The 25,296-nt window shown below is 34.2% G+C and carries 21 protein-coding genes; 7 read left to right on the top strand and 14 right to left on the bottom strand.

All coding sequences use genetic code 11. From position 1 onward, the window contains the following. Nucleotides 1-91: 91 nt before the first annotated feature. The 10 genes from bshB1 to IR213_RS05545 all read right to left on the bottom strand — a co-directional run bounded on the left by bshB1 (nt 92) and on the right by IR213_RS05545 (nt 9,063). Entirely contained in the window at nt 92-799 is a 708-nt protein-coding gene (bshB1, locus tag IR213_RS05590; protein ID WP_194311327.1) for a bacillithiol biosynthesis deacetylase BshB1, read from the bottom strand. A 282-nt stretch (nt 800-1,081) separates the two neighbouring features. After that, the gene (locus IR213_RS05585; RefSeq protein ID WP_194311326.1) at nt 1,082-1,546 is read right to left on the bottom strand and encodes a DinB family protein; all 465 of its coding nucleotides are present in this window, start codon (nt 1,544-1,546) and stop codon (nt 1,082-1,084) included. A gap of 265 nt (nt 1,547-1,811) precedes the next feature. Next, nucleotides 1,812-2,564, bottom strand: coding sequence for a class I SAM-dependent methyltransferase (locus tag IR213_RS05580; protein WP_194311325.1), 753 nt, complete (start codon nt 2,562-2,564; stop codon nt 1,812-1,814). Nucleotides 2,565-2,588: 24 nt separating this feature from the next. After that, complete coding sequence (locus IR213_RS05575) at nt 2,589-3,572, bottom strand: type I glyceraldehyde-3-phosphate dehydrogenase (RefSeq protein WP_194311324.1); 984 nt, start codon at nt 3,570-3,572, stop codon at nt 2,589-2,591. Nucleotides 3,573-4,014: 442 nt separating this feature from the next. Beyond that, nucleotides 4,015-4,260 (bottom strand): DUF2798 domain-containing protein, encoded by a 246-nt coding sequence (locus IR213_RS16620; RefSeq protein WP_194311323.1) that lies wholly within the window; start codon nt 4,258-4,260, stop codon nt 4,015-4,017. Next, on the bottom strand, nt 4,235-4,648 hold the full coding sequence (locus IR213_RS05565) for a nuclear transport factor 2 family protein (protein WP_194311322.1): 414 nt from the start codon (nt 4,646-4,648) through the stop codon (nt 4,235-4,237). Before IR213_RS05565 ends, IR213_RS16620 begins: the two co-directional genes overlap by 26 nt. A 45-nt stretch (nt 4,649-4,693) precedes the next feature. After that, nucleotides 4,694-5,266 (bottom strand): cysteine hydrolase family protein, encoded by a 573-nt coding sequence (locus IR213_RS05560; RefSeq protein ID WP_194311321.1) that lies wholly within the window; start codon nt 5,264-5,266, stop codon nt 4,694-4,696. A gap of 615 nt (nt 5,267-5,881) precedes the next feature. Beyond that, nucleotides 5,882-6,430, bottom strand: coding sequence for a carboxymuconolactone decarboxylase family protein (locus IR213_RS05555; RefSeq protein WP_194311320.1), 549 nt, complete (start codon nt 6,428-6,430; stop codon nt 5,882-5,884). A 559-nt stretch (nt 6,431-6,989) separates the two neighbouring features. Next, complete coding sequence (locus IR213_RS05550) at nt 6,990-8,108, bottom strand: GTP cyclohydrolase (RefSeq protein WP_194311319.1); 1,119 nt, start codon at nt 8,106-8,108, stop codon at nt 6,990-6,992. A gap of 19 nt (nt 8,109-8,127) precedes the next feature. After that, entirely contained in the window at nt 8,128-9,063 is a 936-nt protein-coding gene (locus tag IR213_RS05545; protein ID WP_194311318.1) for a transporter, read from the bottom strand. 122 nt (nt 9,064-9,185) lie between these two features. On the opposite strand from IR213_RS05545, the gene IR213_RS05540 reads away from it, so the two are divergent. The 6 genes from IR213_RS05540 to IR213_RS05515 are packed head-to-tail and all read left to right on the top strand — an operon-like array spanning nt 9,186 to nt 15,420. Beyond that, nucleotides 9,186-9,467, top strand: a complete 282-nt coding sequence (locus tag IR213_RS05540; RefSeq protein WP_194311317.1) for a DUF4834 family protein — start codon at nt 9,186-9,188, stop codon at nt 9,465-9,467. 32 nt (nt 9,468-9,499) lie between these two features. Next, nucleotides 9,500-11,926, top strand: coding sequence for a YfhO family protein (locus IR213_RS05535; protein WP_194311316.1), 2,427 nt, complete (start codon nt 9,500-9,502; stop codon nt 11,924-11,926). Nucleotides 11,927-11,968: 42 nt separating this feature from the next. After that, a complete protein-coding gene (locus tag IR213_RS05530) occupies nt 11,969-12,133 on the top strand; it encodes a hypothetical protein (protein ID WP_194311315.1) in 165 nt (54 codons plus the stop codon). Continuing rightward, nucleotides 12,133-12,597 (top strand): hypothetical protein, encoded by a 465-nt coding sequence (locus IR213_RS05525; protein WP_194311314.1) that lies wholly within the window; start codon nt 12,133-12,135, stop codon nt 12,595-12,597. Before IR213_RS05530 ends, IR213_RS05525 begins: the two co-directional genes overlap by 1 nt. A gap of 31 nt (nt 12,598-12,628) precedes the next feature. Continuing rightward, complete coding sequence (locus tag IR213_RS05520) at nt 12,629-13,915, top strand: glycosyltransferase family 4 protein (protein WP_194311313.1); 1,287 nt, start codon at nt 12,629-12,631, stop codon at nt 13,913-13,915. A gap of 35 nt (nt 13,916-13,950) precedes the next feature. Further along, nucleotides 13,951-15,420, top strand: coding sequence for a lipopolysaccharide biosynthesis protein (locus IR213_RS05515; RefSeq protein WP_194311312.1), 1,470 nt, complete (start codon nt 13,951-13,953; stop codon nt 15,418-15,420). A 113-nt stretch (nt 15,421-15,533) separates the two neighbouring features. On the opposite strand, the gene IR213_RS05510 is transcribed toward IR213_RS05515, so the two are convergent. The 4 genes from IR213_RS05510 to uvrA form a co-directional block, all read right to left on the bottom strand. Beyond that, on the bottom strand, nt 15,534-17,942 hold the full coding sequence (locus tag IR213_RS05510; RefSeq protein ID WP_194311311.1) for an alpha-ketoacid dehydrogenase subunit alpha/beta: 2,409 nt from the start codon (nt 17,940-17,942) through the stop codon (nt 15,534-15,536). 194 nt (nt 17,943-18,136) lie between these two features. Next, the gene (locus IR213_RS05505) at nt 18,137-20,986 is read right to left on the bottom strand and encodes a gluzincin family metallopeptidase (RefSeq protein WP_317173119.1); all 2,850 of its coding nucleotides are present in this window, start codon (nt 20,984-20,986) and stop codon (nt 18,137-18,139) included. Nucleotides 20,987-21,027: 41 nt separating this feature from the next. Continuing rightward, nucleotides 21,028-21,756: an LOG family protein gene (locus IR213_RS05500; protein WP_194311310.1), complete on the bottom strand. Its 729-nt coding sequence runs from the start codon at nt 21,754-21,756 to the stop codon at nt 21,028-21,030. A 53-nt stretch (nt 21,757-21,809) separates the two neighbouring features. Beyond that, nucleotides 21,810-24,641 (bottom strand): excinuclease ABC subunit UvrA, encoded by a 2,832-nt coding sequence (gene uvrA, locus IR213_RS05495; protein WP_194311309.1) that lies wholly within the window; start codon nt 24,639-24,641, stop codon nt 21,810-21,812. A 124-nt stretch (nt 24,642-24,765) separates the two neighbouring features. Between uvrA and IR213_RS05490 the strand changes: the two genes are divergently transcribed. Next, entirely contained in the window at nt 24,766-25,287 is a 522-nt protein-coding gene (locus tag IR213_RS05490) for a hypothetical protein (protein ID WP_194311308.1), read from the top strand. The last annotated feature ends 9 nt before the right edge of the window (nt 25,288-25,296 follow it).

The raw sequence follows: 25,296 nt of genomic DNA, 5'->3' as shown, positions 1-25,296 counted from the left end.
TTCAGCATACTCTTTGTTATTTTTAAATTATTTAAAAAAAAATTAAACATTAATTCAACTTCTTCAGCCTTTTAAGAGCTTCTGTAAACTGTTATAATAAGTCCAACAAATTTTTAGCCCCAACATAACGTTCAACGGTAAATCCCTCAGCATAATGAACATTAATCGCTCTTCCAAAAATTTTATTCGTACTCTCTATTTGACTTAACAGTGCTAATATCCCACTTGCAGAAGAATCATTTGCAGAAACAAACTGTGATTCATAGGCCTTAATAGCACTCATCTTTTTTTCAAAAACATCAGTAATATCTACTACAACATCTGGTTGGATAAAATAGTCTTGAATATAATGATACACCGCTTCTGGACGCCATTTTTCTTGTTGAATATCCTCATCAAAAGTCACAATTTTCTTTAAGCCTGATAAAAAAGCAGCCTCAGACACAAGTTCTGAAGCTTTTTTATGATCTGGGTGGCGGTCATTAATGGCATTGGCCAAAATTATTCTGGGCTTATATTTTCTGATAAGTTCAATTACCTTTAATCTATTACCGTGATTGTTTTTGATGTTTCCATCTTCAAGATATAATTGTTCTCGACCAAAAAGCTTTAATATTTCTGAAGCATTATCGGCTTCTTTCATCCTAGATTCCACTGATCCAAAACTACCTAACTCACCCTGGGTTAAATCAACAAAAACAACTTTTCCGCCTTGCAAAGTTATATTCAAAATTACGCCTGCAGCCGCACATTCAACATCATCCGGGTGGGCACCAAAAGCCAAAACATCAACGTTCATAAAAATATTATTTATAATTTTTAAATAATGTAGTCGCAATATCTTTTCCAAAACCAAAGGTCTAATTGATTCCTAGCTCTATATAAGGAAACTCATTTTATCCGTAGGTGGCTAAATAAAAACTGACTTTCACTTCAATGAATTCTATTTCACTACCGGTCAATCAGTCTACTCCTGACGTCTGTTCCATTCGTTCATAACCTGCTCTACTTCCAAGCTTTTCTTAAAAAATTTTATCGAATCTGTAAACGCAAATTTAGCATAATTCATAATTCCAATTTTTTAATCGGTTTCAATATTTGTTGCAAAAGCTATATAAGTCGAAAGTGGCAATGCTGGCAATTTACCTTTTAATTGCAGTATTACTTGCCCTCTATGATAGGAAGAGTGATTTACAAGGTGAATGATCAAATCCTCAATGCTAATTGATGCCTTCTTTCCCATAAAAGTGAAATGTATCTTTCTTTCAAAATCAGTATCATCAAGAGTACATATATAAGCACTCCAATCTGAATAAAGATTTAAATTTAGTAGACTCAATTCATCAACAGTATGCAAATCCCATAATTTAAGGGTAACTTCTTCGTCTTTAATACGTTTTAGCCATATCGAAAATGCATTAAGATTATGGGAAATAATCTGATGTGTTCGTTCCAAAGGAAAGGTGGCTTTTGAAAAAGCATCAATAACCATATTATTAGCCCAAGACTCATAACGTATTTGTTTTAAATAACTCTCTTTTTTCATTTTAAACTAATTTAGCTTTTAGTGTCTTAAAATTCCTATTTTTTTTCGATTTTGTAGATTGATTATATTTTTAACACTAAGTTTACAAAAAAGTTGTTGTTTTTCAGTTGCTTAACAACAAAAAATGTGGATTAACAACATTCTTGACCTTAATGTTCAACTGACTATAGAAGTAGAGAATTTCAGATTATAGCAAAAGTTTAAAAGTGCCACTAAGCATAAAGTTTACCGGTCAAGCAAATTAATCTAAAAATGGTTTTCAGTATTATACAATTTTTCCAACCTTCAAAATTAGCTTCCATACCATTTCTTTTTGTGTTTCAACTTCTACCCAATACTCTTGAAGTTTTTGTGACAAACTGTTTATAGGATTCTCGTCATACTTGTCAATATACTTTTGAGTTGCTGACCAACTTCTAAAATGACCCAAAGCTTCCGAAAGAGTTACCCGCTTCGTAATAAAGAATTCCGGAGTTTCAATTTCTTTAAACGGAAATGGTATTGTTGAATATTCTATGTCTATCAATTTATTTTCTGGAAGCCAAAATTCACCAATGACATTGTCGTGAAAATCTTTAACAATAATGTCTAATTTTTCGTTTATAGAAGGAACTCCATATGCCCAAACTGCAATCACTCCATTAGGTTTTAAAACTCTTTTTACTTGATTATTAAATGCACTAAAGTCAAACCAGTGAACTGCTTGTGCAACTGTAATTAAATCAACCGACTTGTCATTTAATGAACTGGGGGTTTCCGCATTTTCAACTTTGTATTCTATTCTAACATCAGGAATAGCATTTTTAATCTGTTCTTGGCTTGGGTCAGTAGCATAAATTTTATCGAAAAATTGCGCCAATTGAACTGCAGATTGTCCATTGCCTGTTCCGCAGTCCCATGCCAATTTATGTTCAGCCGTTATACTCTTCAAAAATTCAAACAACTCTGTTGGGTAAGTAGGTCTATATTTTACATAAACTTCTGCCTGTTTTGAAAAATTGTCTTTAAATGTGCTCATTGTAGTATCTAAATCTTTTTTTTTTTACAACTCTTGTATCTGTCTTATCATTTGATTAGTAAATCCCCATTCATTGTCATACCAAGCCATTACTTTAACCAAATCGCCATCAACAACTCTAGTCATTTCAAGGTCAACTGTAGAGGCAAAAGGGCTTTTAATAATATCGGTTGACACCAATGGTTCATCCGTTACCGCAACTACTTTGTTGTATCTAGGAGTTTGAGCTTCCTCAATTAAAATAGCATTAATTTCTTCAACGCTTGTTGGTCTTTCAGTAACAAAAGTAATATCAGAAATGGAACCAACTGCTACAGGAACTCTAACTGCAACTCCATCAAATTTACCTAAATATTGTGGCAAAGCTTTAGTGGTGGCAATAGCGGCGCCAGTAGCGGCAGGAGCTAAATTATTACCAGCTGTTCTCCCCATTCTAGGTTCTTTTTTTGAAGGTGCATCCACTAATGTTTGCGAAGCGGTGTATGCGTGAGTAGTATTTAAAATTGCTTTTTTAATCCCAATTCTTCGTCCTAGAATTTCAATAATTGGACTGATATTGTTAGTGGTACAACTTGCACAAGAGAAAACGCTTACTTTACCGTCTTCTGTATTTACACCATGAACAACCGTAGGTGTGTCTTTAGTCGGGCCGGATATAACAACAAATTTAGAACCTGCAGTCAAGTGTTTTTCAGCATCAATTTTATTGGTAAAAAAACCGGTACTTTCAATAACTACATCGACAGCCAATTCTTTCCAAGGCAAGTCTAAAGGGTCTTTTATTGACGTAAAACGAATTCGTTTTTCATCAATTACAATGTATTCACCATCGAAAGAGACTTTTTTATCAAATTTGCCATAAATACTGTCATATTTAAGTAAATAAACGGCATTTTCTATACTCATTAAATCGTTGATTCCCACAACTTCTAAATCGGGAGTTTCTAAAATAACTTTTAAAGAAGATCTGCCGATTCTACCAAAACCATTAACTGCAATTTTTTTCATTTTTGTTTCTTTTAAATTATTTATTTAAAAAATTTAGATTTATAATACCTCTAATTATTATGGCCATTTAACCAAGGATTGAGACACCACTCCAGTCAAAGAAGCCCAATAATAACCTCCTAATTATGACGCCAAAAAACATTACAAAGGCAAAATTCCAAACTATAATCCCCGATATAATAAAAGCAATTGCGGCAATGCCGATATTGACTAAAACCATTAGTAATTTTAAACCTTTAACTTATTCATCCTTTTAAGGGTAAACAATCTTAAAATTACCATCCCTAATCCAGTGCCAAAATAACTGCCGTAGATGCTTTACAAAATAGCGGAATCACATTTCTGTACGTTCCAATGTATTGATTTATTTCCTTTGCGACCTAAAAGGAATTGATCTAAGAAAAACAATCCGAACGTATTTTAGTCTTATTGTGTTATAAATTTAAAATCTATATATACGTTTTGCAAGTGAAAATACGGAGGGAACTAGCCATCGTGATAGTAACAACATCATTAAAAACGCTATTGACCATGACTGCAGCCAGGTTCCCAAAAAGCTTTGATGCCAGCCATAATTAACCGAGGTAATCATAAAAGTTATTATTCCCGTAGTTAAAAATTTAATTGTTAAACGAACTATTCGTATCGGGTTTTTCTTTTGATTACTTAAATTTTCGTTCTGTTTCATCAATTTCTAAATCATTGATGCTGGCATATCGCTTTCTCATCAAGCCATTTTCATCAAACTCCCAGTTTTCATTTCCATAAGCCCTAAACCACTTACCATCGGTATTTTGGAATTCATATTCAAAACGCACGGCAATTCTATTTTCAGCATGTGCCCAATACTCTTTTACTAGTTTGTAGTTACTTTCATTTTGCCACTTTTTCGTCAAGAAAGCTACAATTTCTTCTCTACCGTTAACGAATTCTGCTCTGTTTCTCCATTCGCTGTCAATTGTATAGGCCTTTGATACTCGCTCAGCGTCTGTACTATTCCAAGCGTCCTCTGCCATTTGAATTTTTTGTTTTGCCGTTTCAAGTGTGAAAGGAGGCAATGGGTGTCTTTGTTCCATTTTTTTATGTTTATTTATATAGTTAAAAAATATTATTCGTGTTTTTTAATTTATTTGTTGAGCAATTTCTTTTGTGCTCACGACTAGACCAAATTCTTCGTGTATGCTTGCAAGCGCTGTCTCGTGCATTAATTGAGCTGAAAATAATTGCCCATCAACTCCAACTTTATCAAAAGTGGCTGTAGCATCAGAAACCACATAGGTTTCATATCCATAATTTCCGGCCATTCTGGCTGTAGTTGACACACAATGATCAGTTGTTAGCCCCACAATCACAACTTTCGATATATTTTCAGTATCCAATAGTTTCCTTAGATTCGTACCAATGAACGCACTATTGACATTTTTTTTAACAATAGTTTCACCCACTAATGGACTAACTATATCTTTAAAGTCATTTCCATGGTTAGACTCATTTAATAATGATTCTGGCTCCGAAGAACAATGTTGAATGTGAAATATTGGAAAGTCTTTTGACCTCCAAAGATTTAAAAGAATCCTTGCGTTCTCTTCAGCTTCAGGATTATTTCTTTCAGTTCCCCAACTGGAAATATCTTCAAACCCTTTTTGAATATCAATTAAAATCAACGCCGGTATATCATCACTTAAAATACTCATTTTTTTTGCTTACTTTATATTTGTTCAATCAATACATTACTATAGAAATTTGGACCTTAATTTAAAATTTAATCTACAATGCTTTTGAATCACATTGTAGATTAACAATTAACCAAATTATAAAACGTTCTATATTATCTACTTACTTTTCTTGAAAGAAATTTTTAGATAATTTTACTTATCTCGTCTCCAAAACTTTCTAAAGCAATCATATGCGCAACCATTTTAAATAATAAGCGATTGCACTTTTCCAGGATATGAACTTGCGATTCTGGATCAAACAGGTTTCCGGTAGTCCATTAAATTTAAACTATACTTTTGAATGTTTAAATTGCTTAATCATTGACAAACAATTTTGGCGTAATTTCAAAAGTGCATTCAAAATCAGACATATCCAGTTGCTTACTCTTTTAATAAACTGTTTAATATGAAGCTATTAAATAATATTAATCAGACAAGTTGTTAATCAAATTTCTGTACATGTATGAAGAAGTGGGATAACCATGCAATAAAACTAAAGTTGGTTAATTTTTTTGCCCACCTCCCTATAAAATATAACAACTCTGTTAACATCTTTAGAATAGAACGGTGTTATATTTTTCACACGCTTAAAGATTAAATTTGATTAACCAATGTTACTTTAGGAAAATCAACAACTGTCTCAGCAACATTGTTAAAGTAGTTAGTAAAAATATTCAAAGCTACCGCAGCAACAATTTCAGCAACCTGGGCATCATCATAACCAGCTGCTTTTACATCTTCAATATCAGAAGAAGCTACTTGACCTCTGGTGGCTACAACTTCCTTTGCAAAGATTAAAGCGGCTTCAATTTTAGCATCTTTAGATTGTCCAAAACGGGCAGCATCGATAGACACAACATCAATTCCTACTAATTTTTCACCAATATAGGTGTGGGCTGCATTACAATAATCACAACCGTTAGCATTTGCAACGGTAAGTGCTATTAGTTCATTCAACTTACCCCCAATAGAACTTTCATTAAGTGCTCCACTTAAAGACAAATAACCATTAAGAACGGCAGGAGAATTTCCCATTGTTCTCATCATATTAGGAACCATTCCTAATTTACCTTGAATTGCATCAAACATTTCTTTTGATTTTCCTGTAGTCGCATCCGGACTTAAAGCATTTATACGTGCCATAATTTTTTAAATTTTATAATTATTAATTTATATTTGTCATTATCGACGGTACAAAGGTGCGACAGTAAATAGTGACCATTATAGACAAGTTTTCCCGATGAGTTAACTATTTTTCCAAAATTATCAAATAACAAGTTTTAAATAAATTGATTTTTTTACAAAAATAATTAACTATAAATTTAGTTCAGGCTGAAAATTCAAAGTCTTTTTTAGAAGCTTTCTTTTAAAATAAGTAAAAAATAAAGAGACAATAATTGTCTCTTTATTTAAAAAAATTATCGAACCCCAAATATTGAGTATGTGTTTTTCTAAGTTGTTGTTTAGCCCAAAAAATTTTAAAATACTAAAATAAGTATATGCAGTGAGGGAATATAAAAAAATTATTAAATTGGTTAACAATCAGGATAATTATCACTTTTCCCTGTAAGTAAAGAGGATTTGTATTTTGATAAACAAATAATTTTCAAAAGCAGTTCAATTGAAGGGAAACACTGAAAAATAATGTAAAAAAAAACCATTTGAATGGATTTTTTGTTTCTTACATTTGTGAAATCTGAAATTATAAGTTTTTGATAAACGTTTTCCTTCGGCAATGTATTTTTGGATCAAAATTTTTCCATAAATTATAGATGGCCAGATTCTCTTCCAATTCAGGAGTTCTGATACAGTTGATAATTCCTTTTTCGGAAAAAGTTTTAAAATATTCATCAAAAATAATCGCTGTTACACCTTTATTTTGGTATTCAGGATGAACTCCTATTAAGTAAAAGACAACGTCTTTACTATCTTTTCTGGCTTTGAGCAAATGATAAAATCCAAAAGGAAAAAGTTTACCTTTTGCTTTCTGTAACGCTTCCGAAAAACTCGGCATCACGATGCTGAAAGCTACGATATCATTGTTCTTGTCCATCACAAATTTAATATATTCCGGATTGATAAAACTGATGTATTTCTTCTTGAAATATTCTTTTTGGATGTCAGAAATGGCGACAAACGAGGATAAACTAGCATATGAATCATTAAACAAATCAAACATTTTGTCTACATAAGGCATAATGTCTTTTGTTTTGGTAAAGGTTAAGCTAGTCAGTTCATACCGTTTTTTGATTAATGCTTGTGCTTTTACAAAGAATTCTGGTTTTACATTCGAAAAAGGGAAAATATTTTCGATGTATTCTTTCTCCTTTACAAATCCCAATTGTTCTAAATGAGTAGCAAAATAGGGATGATTGTACCAAGTTATCATTGTTCCCATTTGGTCAAATCCTTCAGTGAGAACGCCCACTTTGTCCAGATTAGAAAAACCCATTGGGCCTTCAACGTGATCCAATTTTTTTTTCCGACCTAGCTCGTATACTTTTTCCAATAAAGCTTTTGTCACTTCAATATCATCAATGACATCAAACCAACCAAAACGAACTTTTTTCTTTTGCTGGTCATTGACTTCGCCCCAGTTGATGATGGCAGCAATTCGTCCCACAATTTCGTTGTTTTTGTAAGCTAAATAAAAATAGGCTTCCGCATTTTCGAAAACGGGATTCTTGGTTTTATCGAAGGATTCCAATTCATCAGCAATGATTGGCGGAACCCAATATTTGTTGTCTTTATATAAAGAGAAAGGAAATTTTACAAATTCGGTCATTTCCTTTTTTGTGATGGCTTCTTTTATGTCTGTCATTTATTTTTATGTTGTGAGTTTATCCTTTTTTAGTTTTCTTAGCTCTTCTTTTGGCTTTTTTATCCGAATCTCCAGTATCTACTTTCATTCGGATTTCTTTGTAATTAGCATCGTAACGCCAAGAAAATCCAATGCCTCCATACAGTATCGAAGGTGTTGTTTTTAAACTAGAACTTATGGAAGCATCAATTTGCATGTCATCGTGAATCAAATAAGCGGCACCGCCACGAACAATGGCATCACTGTAAAAATCACTTTTATAACCTTGGTTTTCTATGAAACCAGACCAATGTTGATTGAAACCTTTGGTCAGGGTAATTCCATAACCATAGCTTGGATAATCGGTTCCAATGTAATCGCCTATAATATTGGTCACAAAAACCCAGCTTCCGTCACCCAAATGGTTTTGGAAAATCGCTATAATTTTTGGAGAAATAGCTGCATCTGGAGAAAAATAATAGGGATTACCAGAGAAAGTAAAATTAGCACCGGCAAAAACAGAAATGGCAGGAATCAATTGATGCCAATTAAAAGAATGATTAGCCTTCCAGCTGTACACATTGATTTGTTTTTCGTAATTTTTGAAAGGATCATAAATCAAATATTTCGCACCAAAAACGGTTTGTTTAAACGCTGATTTATCAATGCTGCTAATTGGTGAATTAATTTTTTCGTATTGGTATTGAAAATCACCAATTAATTCCAGTCTTTCCATAAATAATCCCCATCTCAAAGTCATATCAATTCCAAAACCATTGGCGTCATAATTTAATATGCTATGATTTTCCTGAATGCCATAAATGCCTGATTCTACCTGAATAACGGATTTTCCCACAGCATAAGCGGACATTGTTTCGCCAGGTCTGTTCGAGTTGATTTGGTCGGTGTGTTGGCCATAATGGATCAACGGAATCATAAAAAAAACTGTAGTAACTAAGGTTTTGATTTTGTACATAGTGTCTTTATAGGTTAAAAAAGGATAACGCTTATCAAATGTACTATATTTTATTATTTATTTAAGAATGATATTTTAATTTTGAACGTTGGAATTGTTAATTTTGCAAAAATTATTTGATTATGCAAGAAGCATCTTTTTCAGGTTTAATAAGAGATATATTTTATATAATGATCTTTTATTACGTATTTAAATTTTTTGCGAAATTATTTTTTCCTATTGTTGTGAAAAAAGTAGTGGAAAAAGCGAGTGAAAATTTTCAAAAACAGCAACAAAATGCACAGGGTAATTCTTGGCAGAAAACGCCAAATAACGACGAAATCATCATCAATACTGCTAATGCTAAAAAATCTCGCGAAACCAAAAAAGTAGGTGATTATGTCGATTACGAAGAAATAGATTAAATTTACCCAAACCAAAACCCAAAATCCATTTAATGAAGCAACTTCAAAAGTTATATCCGCACGCCTTAGTCCTACTTGGATTCGTATTTATTTCCCTCATTTATTTTTATCCCGTTTTGCAGGGAAAACAAATTTTACAATCGGATATTTCGCAATATACCGGAATGGCAAAGGAGCAAAATGACTTCAGGGCTTCGGAACATCAAGAACCGTATTGGACAAATTCAGCTTTTGGCGGAATGCCAACGTATCAATTAGGGGCGAAATATCCCCACGATTACATTGGAATGATTGATGATGCTATTCGATTTTTGCCTCGCCCAGCGGATTATTTATTTTTGTATTTTCTTGGATTTTATGGTTTATTATTGGTTTTAAAAGTTGATCCGCTCAAAGCCTTTTTTGGGGCACTTGCTTTTGGTTTTTCAACTTATTTGATCATTATTCTGGGTGTCGGGCATAATGCCAAAGCCCATGCCATTGGGTATATGCCGTTGGTTATTGCGGGTTTTATAATGGTTTTTCAAAGGAAATATATTTGGGGCGGATTGTTGACCATGTTTGCCGTAGCATTGGAAATCAATGCCAATCACTTTCAAATGACCTATTATTTATTAATTTTCTTGCTGCTATTATCGGGTTATTTTATGTATCAGGCGGTAAAAGAAAAGCAGTATAAATCGCTTCTGACTTCATTTGGAGTTTTGGCAATAGCCGGAATTTTTGCCATTGGAGCCAATGCTACGAATTTATTGGCTACAGCCGAATATGCCAATTTCAGCACACGCGGAAAAAGCGAATTGACTTTTAATGCCGATGGTACAAAAAATGTTAGCAATAGTGCCTTGTCTCGTGATTATATTACGGAATACAGTTATGGAATTGCCGAAAGTTTTAATTTGATTGCGCCAAGACTTTTTGGAGGTTCAAATAGTGAAGCATTGGGTAAAGACAGTAATATGTATTCATTTATGATGGGTCAGGGAGTTCCAGAAGCACAAGCCAATGATTTTGTTTCGGGAATGCCAACGTATTGGGGAGATCAGCCCATTGTTGCTGCGCCTGCTTATATTGGGATTGTGGTTTTCTTTTTGGGAATTTTGGCATTATTTACAGATAAGCGAAAAATTAAATATGTATTCCTCTCCGGAGCCATCTTTGCTTTAGTGCTTTCTTGGGGGAAAAATTTCCCGATTTTGACTAATTTTTTCATTGATAGTGTGCCAATGTTCAACAAGTTCAGAGCCGTTTCATCGATACAGGTTATCTTGGAATTGTGTTTTCCAGTTTTGGCTATTATGGGCTTGCAATCCTTTTTTAAATTGGAAAAAGTGTCTCAGTTTAAAGCATTGTGGCAATCTGCTGCGGTAGGTTTTGGAATTATTATTGGATTGTTTTTACTCAAAGGCAGTTTCAGTTTTGCGGGAACAAACGACAGTTATTTCAGAGAAAGCTATGGGCCAGGTTTTGTAGATGCGCTTAAAGCGGATAGAATGACACTTTACTCCGCCGATTTATTGCGCTCGGGTTTCTTTATGTTGCTTGTGGCAGGAGTTTTTTGGTTGTTTATCAAAAATAAATTAGCCCAAAATACGACAATTATTTTAGTGGGATTATTGATAATTTTCGATTTGTTTTTTGTGGATAAAAAATATGTTTCAGGCAAAGATTTTGTGAGTAAAAGAGAAGTTGAGGTTCCTTTTCAAGAAACCCCTGCTGACGCGCAAATTTTGCAGGATACTACTCACTATAGAGTATTTGAAGTTTCGGGTAACTTATCAAGTGCCAGAGCCTCTTATTTTCATAAATCGATTGGAGGTTACAGTGCAGTGAAACCAAGAAGAATGCAACAATTATTCGATTATCAAATTGCAAAAAATAATATCGGGATTCTCAATATGTTGAATGTGAAATATATTATTCAAACCGATTCTACTGGCAATTCGTTCCCGGTTCAAAATCCGAATGCCAATGGAAATGCTTGGTTTGTGGAGGATTTAAAATTGGTAAATAAGCCAGATGATGTAATGAAAGCATTGGGTCATTTGGATACCAAAAAAGTTGCAGTTTTCAATGTTCATCATTTTGGTTCAAAATTAGAGAGCGTTCGTTTACATGAGAATTGGGATACAAACGGAACCATAAAATTGGATATCTATAAACCGAATTACTTAAAATATACTTCTGAAAACTCTGGAAAAGGATTGGCTGTTTTCTCCGAAATTTATTATGAAAAAGGTTGGAATGCCTATATTGATGGCAAAAAAACGGATCATTTTCTTGTAGATTATGTTTTACGAGCAATGGAAGTTCCTGCAGGAAAACACGTCATAGAATTCAAGTTTGAACCTCAAGTAATAAAAACCGGAAGCACGATTACACTAATAAGTTCCATAGGAATGTTGTTTTTGTTGATAGGTGGTGTTTATTTTGAGCAAAGAAAAAAGAAACAAGAGTAAAGAGAATAGATTAAATGACTTTCTAAAATTGTACATTTGAATATGAAATCTCAAAACAAAATAAAAAGCATAACTCAAAGGAAACAAGCCTCTAACAAATCTTCTGATTTGCAAAAGTTGTATTCTGAAAGGATTGAAAGATTTATGGCATTGGTCGAACTTTCTTATGCCCTGAAAACTGCTCCAAGAATTATTCAGAAAAAATAATGCTTCAAGAAATTTTAAATATTTGGAAAGTATTCAACGAAAATAATGTTCGTTATTTGACCATTGGTGGTTTAGCTGTAAATATTTATGGTTATACTAGAAATACTGGGGATATTGATATTTTATTAGAAGATACATTAGAGAATAGAAAAAATTTGCGTTTGGCTTTTGCTTCCATTGGAATAGGTGATTTTCCTCAAATTGAAACAATGCAATTTGTTGCAGGATTCACAGATTTTACTATTTCGTATGATTTGAGATTGGATGTGATGACTTCGGTTAAAGGTTTAGAGAATGAAAATTTCGACAACTTATTTCAAGATGCCACAATTGTTATTTTACAAGAAATTCCTGTTTATTTTTTAGATTATACTAGTTTGATTAAAACAAAAAAAGCTTGTAACAGATTAAAAGATCAATTAGATATTGAAGAGTTGAGTAAACTTAATGACAAAAAAGAATAAAAATAGGAATACCTAGCTCAAAACCATAAACTTGAAACCAGAAAAACTTCTCATCATCACCTATTATTGGCCACCAGCTGGCGGGCCAGGAGTTCAGCGTTGGTTGAAGTTTGTGAAATATTTACCGGATTTTGGTATTCAACCAATCGTTTATATTCCTGAAAATCCAACGTATCCTATTGTTGATGAGAACTTGGTAAATGAAGTTTCAGATAAAGCGATTATTTTAAAACATAAAATTTTTGAGCCTTATCAACTGGCTTCATTTCTTTCGAAGAATAAAACCAAAAAAATCAGTTCTGGAATTATTCCAAACCAAAAAAAACAATCCTTTTTGGATAAAGTATTTCTTTGGATTCGGGGGAATTTGTTTATTCCCGATGCACGAGTATTTTGGGTAAAACCTTCGGTTGCATTTTTGGAAAAATACATTGTCGAAAATGAAATTGATACGATTGTCACTTCGGGACCGCCTCACAGTTTGCACCTTATTGGACTGGAATTAAAACAAAAATTGGGCGTTAAATGGTTTGCTGATTTTCGTGATCCGTGGACAACCATTGGCTATCACAAATCCTTGCGATTGTCGAATTATGCTGCCAGAAAACACAAATTATTGGAACATCTAGTGCTGAATGCTGCCGACACTATTATTGTGACCAGCAATACCACAAAAACCGAATTTCAAGCCATTACAACTAAGCCAATCGAAGTAATTACCAATGGTTATGACACTGAAAATGTCGTGAAACAAGCATTAGATGCTAAATTTTCTTTGGCACATATTGGTTCTTTTCTTTCCGAGAGAAATCCTAAAATGTTATGGGAAAGTTTGGTAGAATTAATTAGTGAAATTCCTGATTTTAAATACTATTTGGAAATAAAATTAATAGGAGCGGTGAGTCAGGAAGTATTGGAAACCATTGATCAATTTGGATTGAATCCGTATTTGAACAACTTGGGATATGTTTCGCATTCCGAAGCGATTGCCCATCAACGGAAATCTCAGGTGTTGTTGCTTATTGAAATCAATTCAGAAGACACCAAAAGTATTATTCCAGGAAAATTATTCGAATATATGGTTTCGGGCAGACCGATTATTGCCATTGGCCCACGCGGTTCTGACTTTGCCGAAATCATTACCAATACCAACACGGGCGTATTTTTTGACTATTTCGAAAAGATGAAACTAAAAAGTGTACTTTTGGGCTATTACAATCAATTTTTGGAAGGAAAACTACAATCAAACGCTGTGGGTTTACAGCAATATTCCAGAAAGAGTCTGACAGTAAAATTGGTCGAAATCTTAAATAAATAATATAAAGAGGTTACTTAGTCTCGCAATAACAAACAATGGGAATAGTATTAAATCAGTCGTTTAAAAATACCATAATAACATACATCGGTTTTGCGATTGGAGGTATCAACACCATTTATTTGTACCCGGTTTTTCTTGGAGCAACTTTTTATGGTTTAACGAATTACATCACTTCCAGTGCCAATGTAATTATGCCTTTGTTTGCTATTGGAATGCAAAACACATTGGTTAAATTTTATTCACAATATGAAACGGATGCAGAACGATCCCGGTTTTTATCCTTTACGGTTTTGTTTCCCTTGTTATTAATAATTCCATTAGTATTGATTGGGTTTGTCTTTTATGACGAGATTTTATTCTTCTTGTCCAAAAAGAATGCAGTGGTCAAAGAGTATATTTGGCTTATTCCGTTCATTGCTTTGTGTATGGCGTATTTCGAAATTTTTTATGCTTGGTTGCGGGTTCATATGCATTCTGTTTTTGGAAATTTTATCAAAGAGGTAGGTTTGCGAACGTTTTCACTTTTCTTATTAATTGGAGTTTATTATAAATTGCTTTCTGTCGAAGGTTTTGTATATGCTACGGCAGGACTGTACTTTTTGGCATTATTGGTCACAATGTTCTATGCATTTAGTATTCAAAAACCAAATTTTCAATTCACAATTCCAAAAAACACTAAAGATATCTTAACCTACACTTTTTATATTATTTTGTCAGGAAGTGTAGCTAATTTACTTTTGGATGGTGATAAAATGATATTGAATCAATATATGAATATCGAAAATATTGCCTTTTATTCGGTGGCAACTTATATTGCTTTGGTTATTTCCGTTCCAAGTCGTGCTATGCATCAAATTGTATATCCAATTACGGCCAAACTGATGCACGAAAACAAACACGATGAAATGAATATCTTGTACAAAAAGACCTCAATAAATCTCCAAATGGTGGGTGGATATGTAATGTTGGGCATTTTTGTGAATATCAATAAGCTTTATGAAATGGTTCCACCGGAATATGCAGGAGGAATTTTGGTTGTTTTTATGATTGGTCTCTCTAAATATTTTGACTTGATTTTGGGGAATAATAATGCTATTATTTTCAATACAAAATACTATCGAACTGTGTTGTTTTTGGGAGTGGTCTTGGTTATTTTAACGGTAGTGTTAAATATGATTTTCATTCCAATTTTTGGTATTATTGGTTCGGCTTTTGCCACTTTATTGTCTATTACTTTATACAGTTTGGCCAAATTGCTTTTTGTGGTTAAAAAATTGGATCTATATCCTTTTACCAATCAAACCTTATATTCTATAGCACTTACATTATTTTTGTTTCTTGTGTTTTACTTTTGGGAGTTCCCATTTAATCCAATTATTTCAATAGTTTTGAAATCAATATTGTTGACGATTGCCTATGTTTATCTCAACTATAGATTTGTAATTTCTATCGAAATAAACCAGGTTATTGATAAAACCCTGAAAAAACTGAAAATACTAAAGTAAAATAGTGTGAGTTGTATTGTCATTTCGACGACTTTACACCAAAAAGAAAACCATTAAGATTAAGTGCAATAACTTAATTTCTTAATGGTTTTAATTTTTTGTAGAATTATTCTCTAATATAAAACTGGATACTTCTCCGGGTTTACTTCATTCATCATCGCATATACTTTTTCAAAAATGTCTTCGATAGAAGGTTTTGAAAAATAGTCGCCATCAGTGCCATAAGCAGGTCTGTGCGCTTTTGACGTCAAGGTTTGCGGTTTACTGTCCAGCTGATTATAGCCATCCTGATTTTCTATAATTTGTTGTAAAATGTAAGCTGAAGCTCCGCCGGGAACATCTTCGTCGATTACTAAGAGTCGATTCGTATTGGCAATACTTTTTACAATATCGTGATTCACATCAAACGGAAGCAAAGATTGAATGTCGATTATTTCACAATCAATACCTACTTCGATGAGCTCTTTTGCGGCTTCTTCCACTAATCTAAGTGTAGAACCATAAGAAACCAAAGTAATATCAGTTCCTTTTTTTATGGTTTCAACTACGCCAATTGGTGTTCTGAATTCGCCATAATTGAGTGGTGTTTTTTCTTTTAGACGGTAACCATTCAGGCATTCGACAACAAGAGCAGGTTCGTCACATTCTAACAATGTGTTATAAAAACCTGCCGCTTTAGTCATATTTCTTGGAACTAAAATATGAATTCCTCTTAAAGCATTGACTAGCATTCCCATAGGCGAGCCAGAATGCCAGATACCTTCTAATCGATGTCCACGAGTCCTGATGATAAGAGGTGCTTTTTGTTTTCCGGAAGTTCGATATTGTAAAGTGGCCAAATCATCGCTCAGAATCTGAACACCATATAATAAATAATCTAAATACTGAATTTCAGCAATTGGACGTAGTCCGCGCAGTGCCATTCCTATTCCCTGACCAATAATGGAGGCTTCTCTGATTCCAACATCAGCAACACGGGTTTCCCCAAATTTATCTTGTAGTCCTACTAGACCCTGATTCACATCACCAATGCTACCGGCATCTTCGCCAAAAATTAATACTTCTGGATAATTTGTAAAAAGAACATCAAAATTATCACGTAAAATCATTCGGCCATCTGTCTCTTCTTTGGCATCATCTGCGTATTCAGGTAAAACTTCTTTCACGGAAAACACATTCGAACGGGATTCTGAATACAAATGACTGCTGAATTTTGGCTGACTTTTCTTGATGTATGAAGTAATCCAAGCTGATAATTCAGGTTTGCTGTTTTCATTGATGATCATTCGCAAAACTTTGCGAGCCGTTACAAGAATCTCCTTTTTTAGAGGAATTTTTATTTTACTTAAATTAGCGGTAAGTTTTAGAATGCTATCTTTATTTTGGCTTGCCGGAGCTATTTTTTCCAACAATGCAACTAGTTCTCTTTGGTTATCAATAATAGGGTCTATGTATGCATCCCAAGCAGCTTTTTTTCCTTCGAGGACTTCTTTTTTTATTTTTGAATCTATTTCTTCGATTTCTTCAGGAGATGCAATATTGATAGCTATCATCCATAATTTCATTTGTCTGATACAATCAAAATCTTTTTCCCAATCCAGTCTTGTGGAGTCTTTATATCTCTCGTGCGAGCCGGAACTGGAATGTCCTTGTGGTTGTGTCAATTGATTAACGTGAATAAGCACAGGAACGTGTTGTTCACGGGCTAAATCAGCAGCTTTCTCATAAGTTTCTATCAAACTTGGATAATCCCAACCTTTTACTTTTAAAATTTCAAAACCATTGTTATTTTCATCACGTTGATATCCTTTTAAAATTTCGGAAATACTTTCTTTTGTGGTTTGGTATTTTGCGTGAACGGAGATACCGTATTCATCGTCCCAAACACTTAAAATTATTGGAACTTGAAGAACTCCTGCTGCATTTATGGTTTCAAAAAATAAGCCTTCAGAAGTACTTGCATTTCCAATGGTCCCCCAAGAAATTTCATTTCCATTTACCGAGAAATTCGATTTATCGGCAAGCTCAGGGATGCTTCGGTATATATTTGATGCTTGTGCCAATCCCAACATTCTAGGCATTTGAGAGGCTGTGGGAGAAATATCGGCACTGGAATTTTTTTGTTTGGTTAAATCTTTCCAACTGCCATCCTCATTTAAGCTATGCGTCATAAAATGACCACCCATTTGCCTTCCGGCTGACATAGGTTCTTGATTAATATCGGTGTGACCGTATAATCCGGCAAAGAATTCCTGAATTGTTAATTCACCAATTGCCATCATAAAAGTCTGATCGCGATAATACCCCGAGCGGAAGTCGCCGTTTTTAAAAAATTTAGCCATTGCTAACTGGGGAACTTCTTTTCCGTCGCCAAAAATTCCAAATTTAGCCTTTCCGGTCAATACTTCCTTACGTCCCAACAGGCTACATTCTCTACTTGTGATTGCTATTTTGTAATCTTTCAACACTTCGGTTTTGAAGTCTTCAAATGTCAATGTAGTATTGGTTTCTTCTTTTATCATAATTAGAAAGTATAACTTTGAGGGCAAATTTAATTAAAAACTAGCTATTTTCATAATTCATTGAAAGAAATAGAATTTAATTTTTAATAATTTATTTTTAATATATGACTTTTTTGTTGTGTAATATTTATGTAAAATTAAATATTATTGATAATAATTTAAAATAACCTGTGGCATTACAGGATAGGATTCAATTAAAACCATTTTCGTGTAAATAGCGATATTAGTTTTTCGGGATAGAGTGTCACTACAAATCGTATAGTCTCGCTATAATGAGGCTGTGCTATTTCCCATCCTTTACTGGAATATAGCGGGAAATATAACTCAAAATAATCAGTTAGTAAATTGAGTCGAATACCACTGTCATAGAAAAATTTTGTATTTTGTATTTTATTTTTAACAAAACCCACATCTCCATAAGCTTCTATCCAGTTCCAAAGTGAATAACTGCCATTTAAAGTGGTAATCCATTGGTTAGCATAAGGTATGCCAAGTTTAGATTTGAATCCGCCTTCAGCCATGATAAATTCCTGACTTACAATCCCTGCGCTGGAAGATCTTCCAAGGTAGGGATAGTCAAAAAGATAATCTGTAGGTCGGTCTAAGGCAAAGCTAAAAAAGTCGGAATTTGAATTATTGTATAAAAAGCTTCCGGCATACATCCGTAAGTCAATTTTATGATTATTTTCAAAGAGTTTTCTATATTGAATTTCGGTCGATATTTTACCAAATTCACCCGAAAACTGAATGTCTTCCACAAAGCTAATATGATTCGTAAGTTCCGTCCTTGAGTTTATGTATTTTGCATCAAAAACTGAATAATTCTGAAGTGAGCTATCAATAACTATGGCACTCTTTTCCCGATTAATAATTACTTGTCTAAAAAGTAATATTTGTTTTCGATTATCTCTATAGTCATCTTGGCGAAATTGCATTAAAATCATTGGGTTTATTTTAAAATAAGTGGCATCTGGTGCATAATGAAAATAGGAAGTGCCAACAGTATATTTTAAGTTGTACAAATTACTGTTTCTGAAATCCTGATTAAAAACAAAAACAGCAGCACCAGTTATTGTCTTTGATTTTAAGGAATAAGTAGGGTTAATGTCATAAACAAATGGTCTGTTTAAAATAGCTCTGTTGTGGAATCTAATACCAGGCGAAAGACCATCATAAGCGTTGAATGTTAATAATGGAGCATAAATTACCTGATTGTAAAAAGGATCTTCTAAATCCTTCATAAAGGCAAATTTTATGGGGCGATTATTCGGAAAAAAACCTTCAATTTTTTTCCAGTTATTTCTTAAATTGAATTCAGGAACTTCATTTTTAAAGTTTATAACAATTTTCTTGGCCTCTTTTCTTTCCAATGTATAAACGCTGTCTTCTTTTATGGGTTCTATCCATTTCTTAAAAACGATAGTGTCATTTTTTATTCCATAAATTGGAATTGGAACTAAAACTCTAGTATTATTTTTTAAAGAAAACGAAACACTGTCTTTGGTTTTTGATACTTTCGAAAACGAGTAATCAATGATTTCACGTGAATTTATAATGATATTAAAAAACCAGTTAATGTCTTTATTTGTATTCGATTTTAACAGGTTTTCAAAATCATTTCCTGTAGTTTGACTTTTATGGTTCAGAGTATGAAATTGCGTTATACTATTGGACATAAAAGGTTGTCCAAGAAAATCATCCAAATAAATTAAACTCAAACCTGCCCTATATTTACTCGCTATTTGTTCGTTGAATTTTATTAATTTGTTTTTTGGGTATGAAAGAGGCTGATCTAAATTTTTTCGGGCCATCAGCAAATAAAAATAACTGTATTGCTCGTTAAAATCTAAATTCAATAAGTGAATTCCTTTGAATAACTTACGATTCGAAATGCTACCTGTCATCTTACAATTTGGATAATTTTCTTCAACATATCTTACCATTGTATATATTTGAATTCCGTCATAAATCCAACTGTCTTTTCTCGGGTCAAGCTTCAAATTGTTTTTTAGATAATTGTTTAAATAGGTTTTTAAAAATTTAATTTCAAAAAGGAAGTTATCTGGAAACGGAACTAAAAAAGTGGGCATCTGGTTCAGTCCATAGAAAGGATTTCGATCATAATCAGCTTGAGATACAGTGATTTTTTCATGAGGGGATTTCCCAATTAATTGGTTTGTAAAGTTTACAATTCTGTCTATTACAATCGCTTTTTGGATTTCGTCAGCCTTGTACCCTTTTAGATTTGTTAGGACTTCAACTGAACTGTTTTTGTAGCTGAGAAAACTTAATTTTGGCTCTACATAAATACTGAAATCGGTTTTGTTACTTCCCTTTAGTCTGTAAATTGAATAATTTTCAACCTGAGTTGTTTTCTCACTGTCCAAATCTGTTGTCAGTTCTATGTTTTTTGTCTGCCTGCCTGACGGGCTAGGAATCCTGAACACAATATCAAAATCTGAAACGGCATTAGCAATATCATCCAGATTATAATTGTTGTATTTAATAAAAGCATGATTTTCATAACGTGCGGGAGTAAGGAACCAGTTTCTCAGGTACATTCCGCCATTATCGGTATAACCGTAATGTGTAAATTTATCAGTGGGAACCTTTACAACATAAGTAAGATGCAATGTAATTTTATGATTTGGAGCTAATTTAGTGCCCAATTTTACAATTATAAAATCGGGGTTATTTTCGGTTCTTTCCCAAGAAAAGTTCGTTTTATCAGTCGCTGAAATATTTATGATATTCGTGCTTCCTCTTTCATTTTCGGGTGCTAAATAAAAGCCTCTATAAAATTCGTCAGAAAATCGTTTAGCTAAGGGCGTTGTTTTAGAGGAATATGCATTATTCCAATCATTCAAAACAATCGTCGTCAAAGTGTCTTCAGATTGATTATAAAAAATAATTTCCTGCTGAATAGTTAAGGCTTTTTTTCCCAAATTCACTTCAACATCCATTTGGGAATGGTGCTGTGCGTATTGCTTCAATGAAGTTAACAAAACAAGTAGGAAAATAATATTTTTAGGGAGTGATTTCAATTAATTTTTTTTAAAATTGAAAAATGAAAATTTAATTTTTTCTAAAAATTAGGTGTTAAATCGTATTTTTTATAAAATTTATCTAAAACTTCAACCACTTCGTCTTCTGTATCCACAATTTTTAATAAATTTAAATCGACGGCATTTACAGTTTGTTCCTGTTCTACCAAAACCGTTCGTATCCATTCCATAAGTCCTGACCAAAATGCGGTTCCAACCAATATTATTGGGAATTTTCCAATTTTTTTCGTCTGGATTAAAGTTAAAGCTTCAAACAATTCGTCCATAGTTCCAAAACCTCCCGGCATAACTACAAACCCCTGTGAATATTTCACGAACATCACTTTTCTTACAAAGAAATAATCAAAATTTAGGTTCTTGTCTCGGTCAATATAGGGATTAAAATGTTGCTCAAAGGGCAATTCAATATTCAATCCCACTGAAGTTCCTCCGCCCAGATGAGCCCCTTTATTACCCGCTTCCATGATTCCTGGGCCACCGCCAGTAATGATTCCGTAGCCGGCTTTGCTAATTTTATAAGCTATTTTTTCGGCCAATAAATAATATTTATCCTCTGGTTTTTTTCTTGCTGAACCAAAAATGGTAACACAAGGACCTATTCTTGCCATATTTTCATAGCCACTTACAAACTCGGCCATAATCTTGAAAATTGCCCAGCTATCATTAGTCCGAATCTCGTTCCAGGTTTTTCTTTTAAATTTATCCTGTATTACTTTTTCTTCGTCATTGTCAAAATCTTGTAATCTCATTTTTTTGTATTTTTTAATAAAGCTTCCAGCCTTCAAAAGGCAGGAAGCTTTAGCTAAAGTAACTCTTTTTTTAAAAACTGAGCTGTATAACTTTTCTTATTTTTAGCGACTTCTTCCGGAGTTCCTTTGGCAACGACCATTCCGCCACCTTTTCCACCTTCTGGACCAATGTCTATGATGTAATCGGCCAGTTTTATCACGTCCATATTGTGTTCGATAATCAAAATCGTATTCCCTTTATCGACCAGTTTATTAATCACTTCCATCAACACCCGAATGTCCTCAAAATGCAAACCGGTCGTGGGTTCGTCCAGAATGTAAAACGTATTTCCGGTATCTTTTTTCGATAATTCTCCAGCCAATTTAATGCGTTGCGCTTCTCCACCCGAAAGTGTTGTACTTTGTTGACCAAGTGTAATATAACCCAAACCAACATCCTGGATGGTTTTTACTTTTCGGTATATCTTCGGAATCATCTCAAAGAAAGGAACGGCTTCATCCACCGTCATATTCAATACATCCGAAATGGATTTTCCCTTGTACCGAATTTCCAAAGTTTCCCTGTTGAAACGTTTGCCCTGACAGGTTTCGCATTCCACGTAGACATCGGGCAAGAAGTTCATTTCAATCGTTCTCACGCCAGAGCCTTCACAGGTTTCGCAGCGTCCGCCTTTGACATTAAAACTAAAACGCCCCGCTTTATAACCGCGAATCATACTTTCCGAAGTCATCGTAAACAGGTTTCTAATTTCCGTAAAAACTTCGGTGTACGTCGCAGGATTCGAGCGAGGCGTTCGCCCAATCGGACTTTGGTCAATGTCAATCACTTTGTCGATATGTTCCAAGCCTTCGATTTTTTTGTACGGTTTCGCTTTTTTGACACCGTTAAAATAATAGGCGTTCAAAATAGGGTAAAGGGTTTCGTTAATCAATGTCGATTTCCCGCTTCCCGAAACGCCTGTCACGCAAATCATTTTGCCCAAAGGCAATTCTATCGATACGTTTTTCAAATTGTTTCCTGTCGCTCCAGTCAGTTTTAGGAAATTTCCATTGCCTTCCCGACGTTTTTTGGGAACCTCAATTTCCATTTCTCCATTCAAGTATGAAGCCGTCAAAGTGTGGTCTTTCAAAATTTCCGCAGGCGTTCCTTTACTAATAATTTCGCCACCGTGTTTTCCTGCTTTTGGACCAATATCAATCACGTAATCGGCACGAAGAATCATATCTTTATCATGTTCGACCACAATGATCGAGTTGCCAATATCGCGCAATTGTTCCAAAGAATGAATCAATTTGTCGTTGTCTCTTTGGTGCAAACCAATGCTCGGTTCATCCAAGATATACAAAACGCCCACCAGCTGCGATCCAATTTGTGTCGCCAATCGGATGCGTTGCGCTTCGCCGCCGGAAAGTGATTTCGAGCTTCGGCTTAAAGCCAGATAATCCAAGCCCACGTTCATCAAAAAAGCCAATCGATCCTTGATTTCCTTGATGACTTCCGTGGCTATTGTTTTTTGTTTATCGGATAAATGAGCGTTCAAATCCAGAAACCAGGCCGTTACATCCGAAATATCCATATCACATAATTCGGTTATGCTTTTCTCATTGATTTTAAAAAATAAAGCTTCTTTTTTTAATCGTGAACCTTCGCAAACCGGGCATTTTACCTCGTCCATAAATTCTTTAGCCCAACGTTTTATGGTGGTAGAGCCACTTTCGTCGTGTTGGTTTTTGATAAAATGCGAAATCCCTTCAAATTCAATTTTGTATTCTTTAGTCACTCCCAAAACTTTCGATTCGACCGAGAATTTTTCTTTGCCACCATTCAAAATCATTTCCATTGCTTCCTCGGAAATCGCCGAAATGGGATCAGTTAATTTGAAACCATATTTCTCGCCGATGATTTCCAATTGTTTGAACATCCAACTGCTTTTGTATTCGCCCAAGGGGGCAAAACCACCTTTGTTTATGGATAATTTCGGATTGGGAATTATCTTTTTAATGTTAATTTCATTCACCGTTCCCAATCCTTTGCAATGGTCGCAAGCACCTTTTGGTGAGTTGAACGAAAATAAATTTGGTTCCGGATTTTGATAGGAAATTCCGGTTGTGGGACACATTAAATTCCGACTAAAAAACCGAATTTCATTCGAATCTTGGTCTAAAATCATCAGCACATTTTCGCCGTGATACATCGCTGTTTTGATGCTTTCGCTCAGGCGTTTTTCGTTATCTGCGGAATCTTCAATAACCATTCTGTCAATCACGATTTCGATGTCGTGGGTTTTGTAACGGTCGAGTTTCATTCCTGTAGTAATGTCTTTTATTTCGCCATTAATACGGACTTTTAAGAAACCTTGTTTGGCAATTTGCTGGAATAATTCGGCGTAATGTCCTTTTCTGGCACGAATAATTGGTGCGAGAATATTGATGCGTTTCCCTGCAAAATCTTGGGTAATCAATTCCTTGATTTGGTCATCGTCATAGGAAACCATTTTTTCGCCCGTGTTGTAACTATACGCATCGGCGGCGCGGGCATACAGCAACCGTAGGAAATCATAAATCTCTGTAATGGTTCCAACGGTAGAGCGTGGACTTTTACTGGTGGTTTTCTGTTCGATGGCAATAACGGGGGAAAGCCCATCAATTTTGTCCACATCGGGACGTTCTAAACCACCCAAAAACTGTCTAGCATAAGCCGAAAAAGTTTCCACGTAACGGCGTTGTCCTTCGGCATAAATGGTGTCGAAAGCCAGAGATGATTTTCCGGAACCCGAAAGTCCCGTAATCACCACCAATTTTTCCCTTGGAATGCGGACGTCTATATTTTTTAGATTGTGCACTCGCGCACCCAATACTTCAATGTTGTTATCGTTTTCTAGCATAGAATTTTGGCAAAACGCAAAGTTACAACAATAGAATTCGATTTAATAATTATCCCTTGCCCGAAATTTAATCTTTTCACTATGGGGAAAAAATATTTTTTTATATTTGGATAAAAATTAAAAGATGAATATACTAGGAATTGGCTCAAGGATAAAACATCCAGAATTTGGACTTGGAGTAGTAACCAATGTAACTTCGAAACATTATTGGGTTACTTTTATAGAAAACGGATTGGAAACCATTGAATTGGACAGCGATTTTGAAATTATCGAAGCGGTTGAGGACGAAGTGGATTCGGTTAGTTTTCGTGATATAGAAAAATCCTTAAAGAATTTGCTGCAAAAATGGAGCGATGTTTCTCAAATAGTTCCCATTGCCGATAAGTGGAAAGGCGGTAAAATTATTCTTGAACCAGGAACGAATACTCAAAATAAAGAAGTGCCAATTGATACTTTTTTTCATAAAATTACGATGGTTCGCGATAGAATAAGAGTTATGGAACAAAAGATTAATGCGAGCAATCTTGACGAAGCCGAGAAAATTGATTTGCAACAATACATCACCAGAATTTATGGGAGTTTGACCACTTTTAACGTGCTGTTCAAAAACTCGAACGATTATTTTGTTGGGGATAAATCGAAGTAAAAAGTGTTC

Source organism: Flavobacterium soyangense (assembly GCF_015277675.1).
GTDB lineage: Bacteria > Bacteroidota > Bacteroidia > Flavobacteriales > Flavobacteriaceae > Flavobacterium > Flavobacterium soyangense.
This window is presented reverse-complemented; position numbering and strand designations above follow the sequence as displayed.

Coding starts and splice junctions, on each gene's coding strand:
- bshB1 (WP_194311327.1), bottom strand. CDS start 799: ATGAACGTTGATGTTTTGGCTTTTGGTGCCCACCCGGATGATGTTGAA.
- IR213_RS05585 (WP_194311326.1), bottom strand. CDS start 1,546: ATGAAAAAAGAGAGTTATTTAAAACAAATACGTTATGAGTCTTGGGCT.
- IR213_RS05580 (WP_194311325.1), bottom strand. CDS start 2,564: ATGAGCACATTTAAAGACAATTTTTCAAAACAGGCAGAAGTTTATGTA.
- IR213_RS05575 (WP_194311324.1), bottom strand. CDS start 3,572: ATGAAAAAAATTGCAGTTAATGGTTTTGGTAGAATCGGCAGATCTTCT.
- IR213_RS16620 (WP_194311323.1), bottom strand. CDS start 4,260: ATGAAACAGAACGAAAATTTAAGTAATCAAAAGAAAAACCCGATACGA.
- IR213_RS05565 (WP_194311322.1), bottom strand. CDS start 4,648: ATGGAACAAAGACACCCATTGCCTCCTTTCACACTTGAAACGGCAAAA.
- IR213_RS05560 (WP_194311321.1), bottom strand. CDS start 5,266: ATGAGTATTTTAAGTGATGATATACCGGCGTTGATTTTAATTGATATT.
- IR213_RS05555 (WP_194311320.1), bottom strand. CDS start 6,430: ATGGCACGTATAAATGCTTTAAGTCCGGATGCGACTACAGGAAAATCA.
- IR213_RS05550 (WP_194311319.1), bottom strand. CDS start 8,108: ATGACAGACATAAAAGAAGCCATCACAAAAAAGGAAATGACCGAATTT.
- IR213_RS05545 (WP_194311318.1), bottom strand. CDS start 9,063: ATGTACAAAATCAAAACCTTAGTTACTACAGTTTTTTTTATGATTCCG.
- IR213_RS05540 (WP_194311317.1), top strand. CDS start 9,186: ATGCAAGAAGCATCTTTTTCAGGTTTAATAAGAGATATATTTTATATA.
- IR213_RS05535 (WP_194311316.1), top strand. CDS start 9,500: ATGAAGCAACTTCAAAAGTTATATCCGCACGCCTTAGTCCTACTTGGA.
- IR213_RS05530 (WP_194311315.1), top strand. CDS start 11,969: ATGAAATCTCAAAACAAAATAAAAAGCATAACTCAAAGGAAACAAGCC.
- IR213_RS05525 (WP_194311314.1), top strand. CDS start 12,133: ATGCTTCAAGAAATTTTAAATATTTGGAAAGTATTCAACGAAAATAAT.
- IR213_RS05515 (WP_194311312.1), top strand. CDS start 13,951: ATGGGAATAGTATTAAATCAGTCGTTTAAAAATACCATAATAACATAC.
- IR213_RS05510 (WP_194311311.1), bottom strand. CDS start 17,942: ATGATAAAAGAAGAAACCAATACTACATTGACATTTGAAGACTTCAAA.
- IR213_RS05500 (WP_194311310.1), bottom strand. CDS start 21,756: ATGAGATTACAAGATTTTGACAATGACGAAGAAAAAGTAATACAGGAT.
- uvrA (WP_194311309.1), bottom strand. CDS start 24,641: ATGCTAGAAAACGATAACAACATTGAAGTATTGGGTGCGCGAGTGCAC.
- IR213_RS05490 (WP_194311308.1), top strand. CDS start 24,766: ATGAATATACTAGGAATTGGCTCAAGGATAAAACATCCAGAATTTGGA.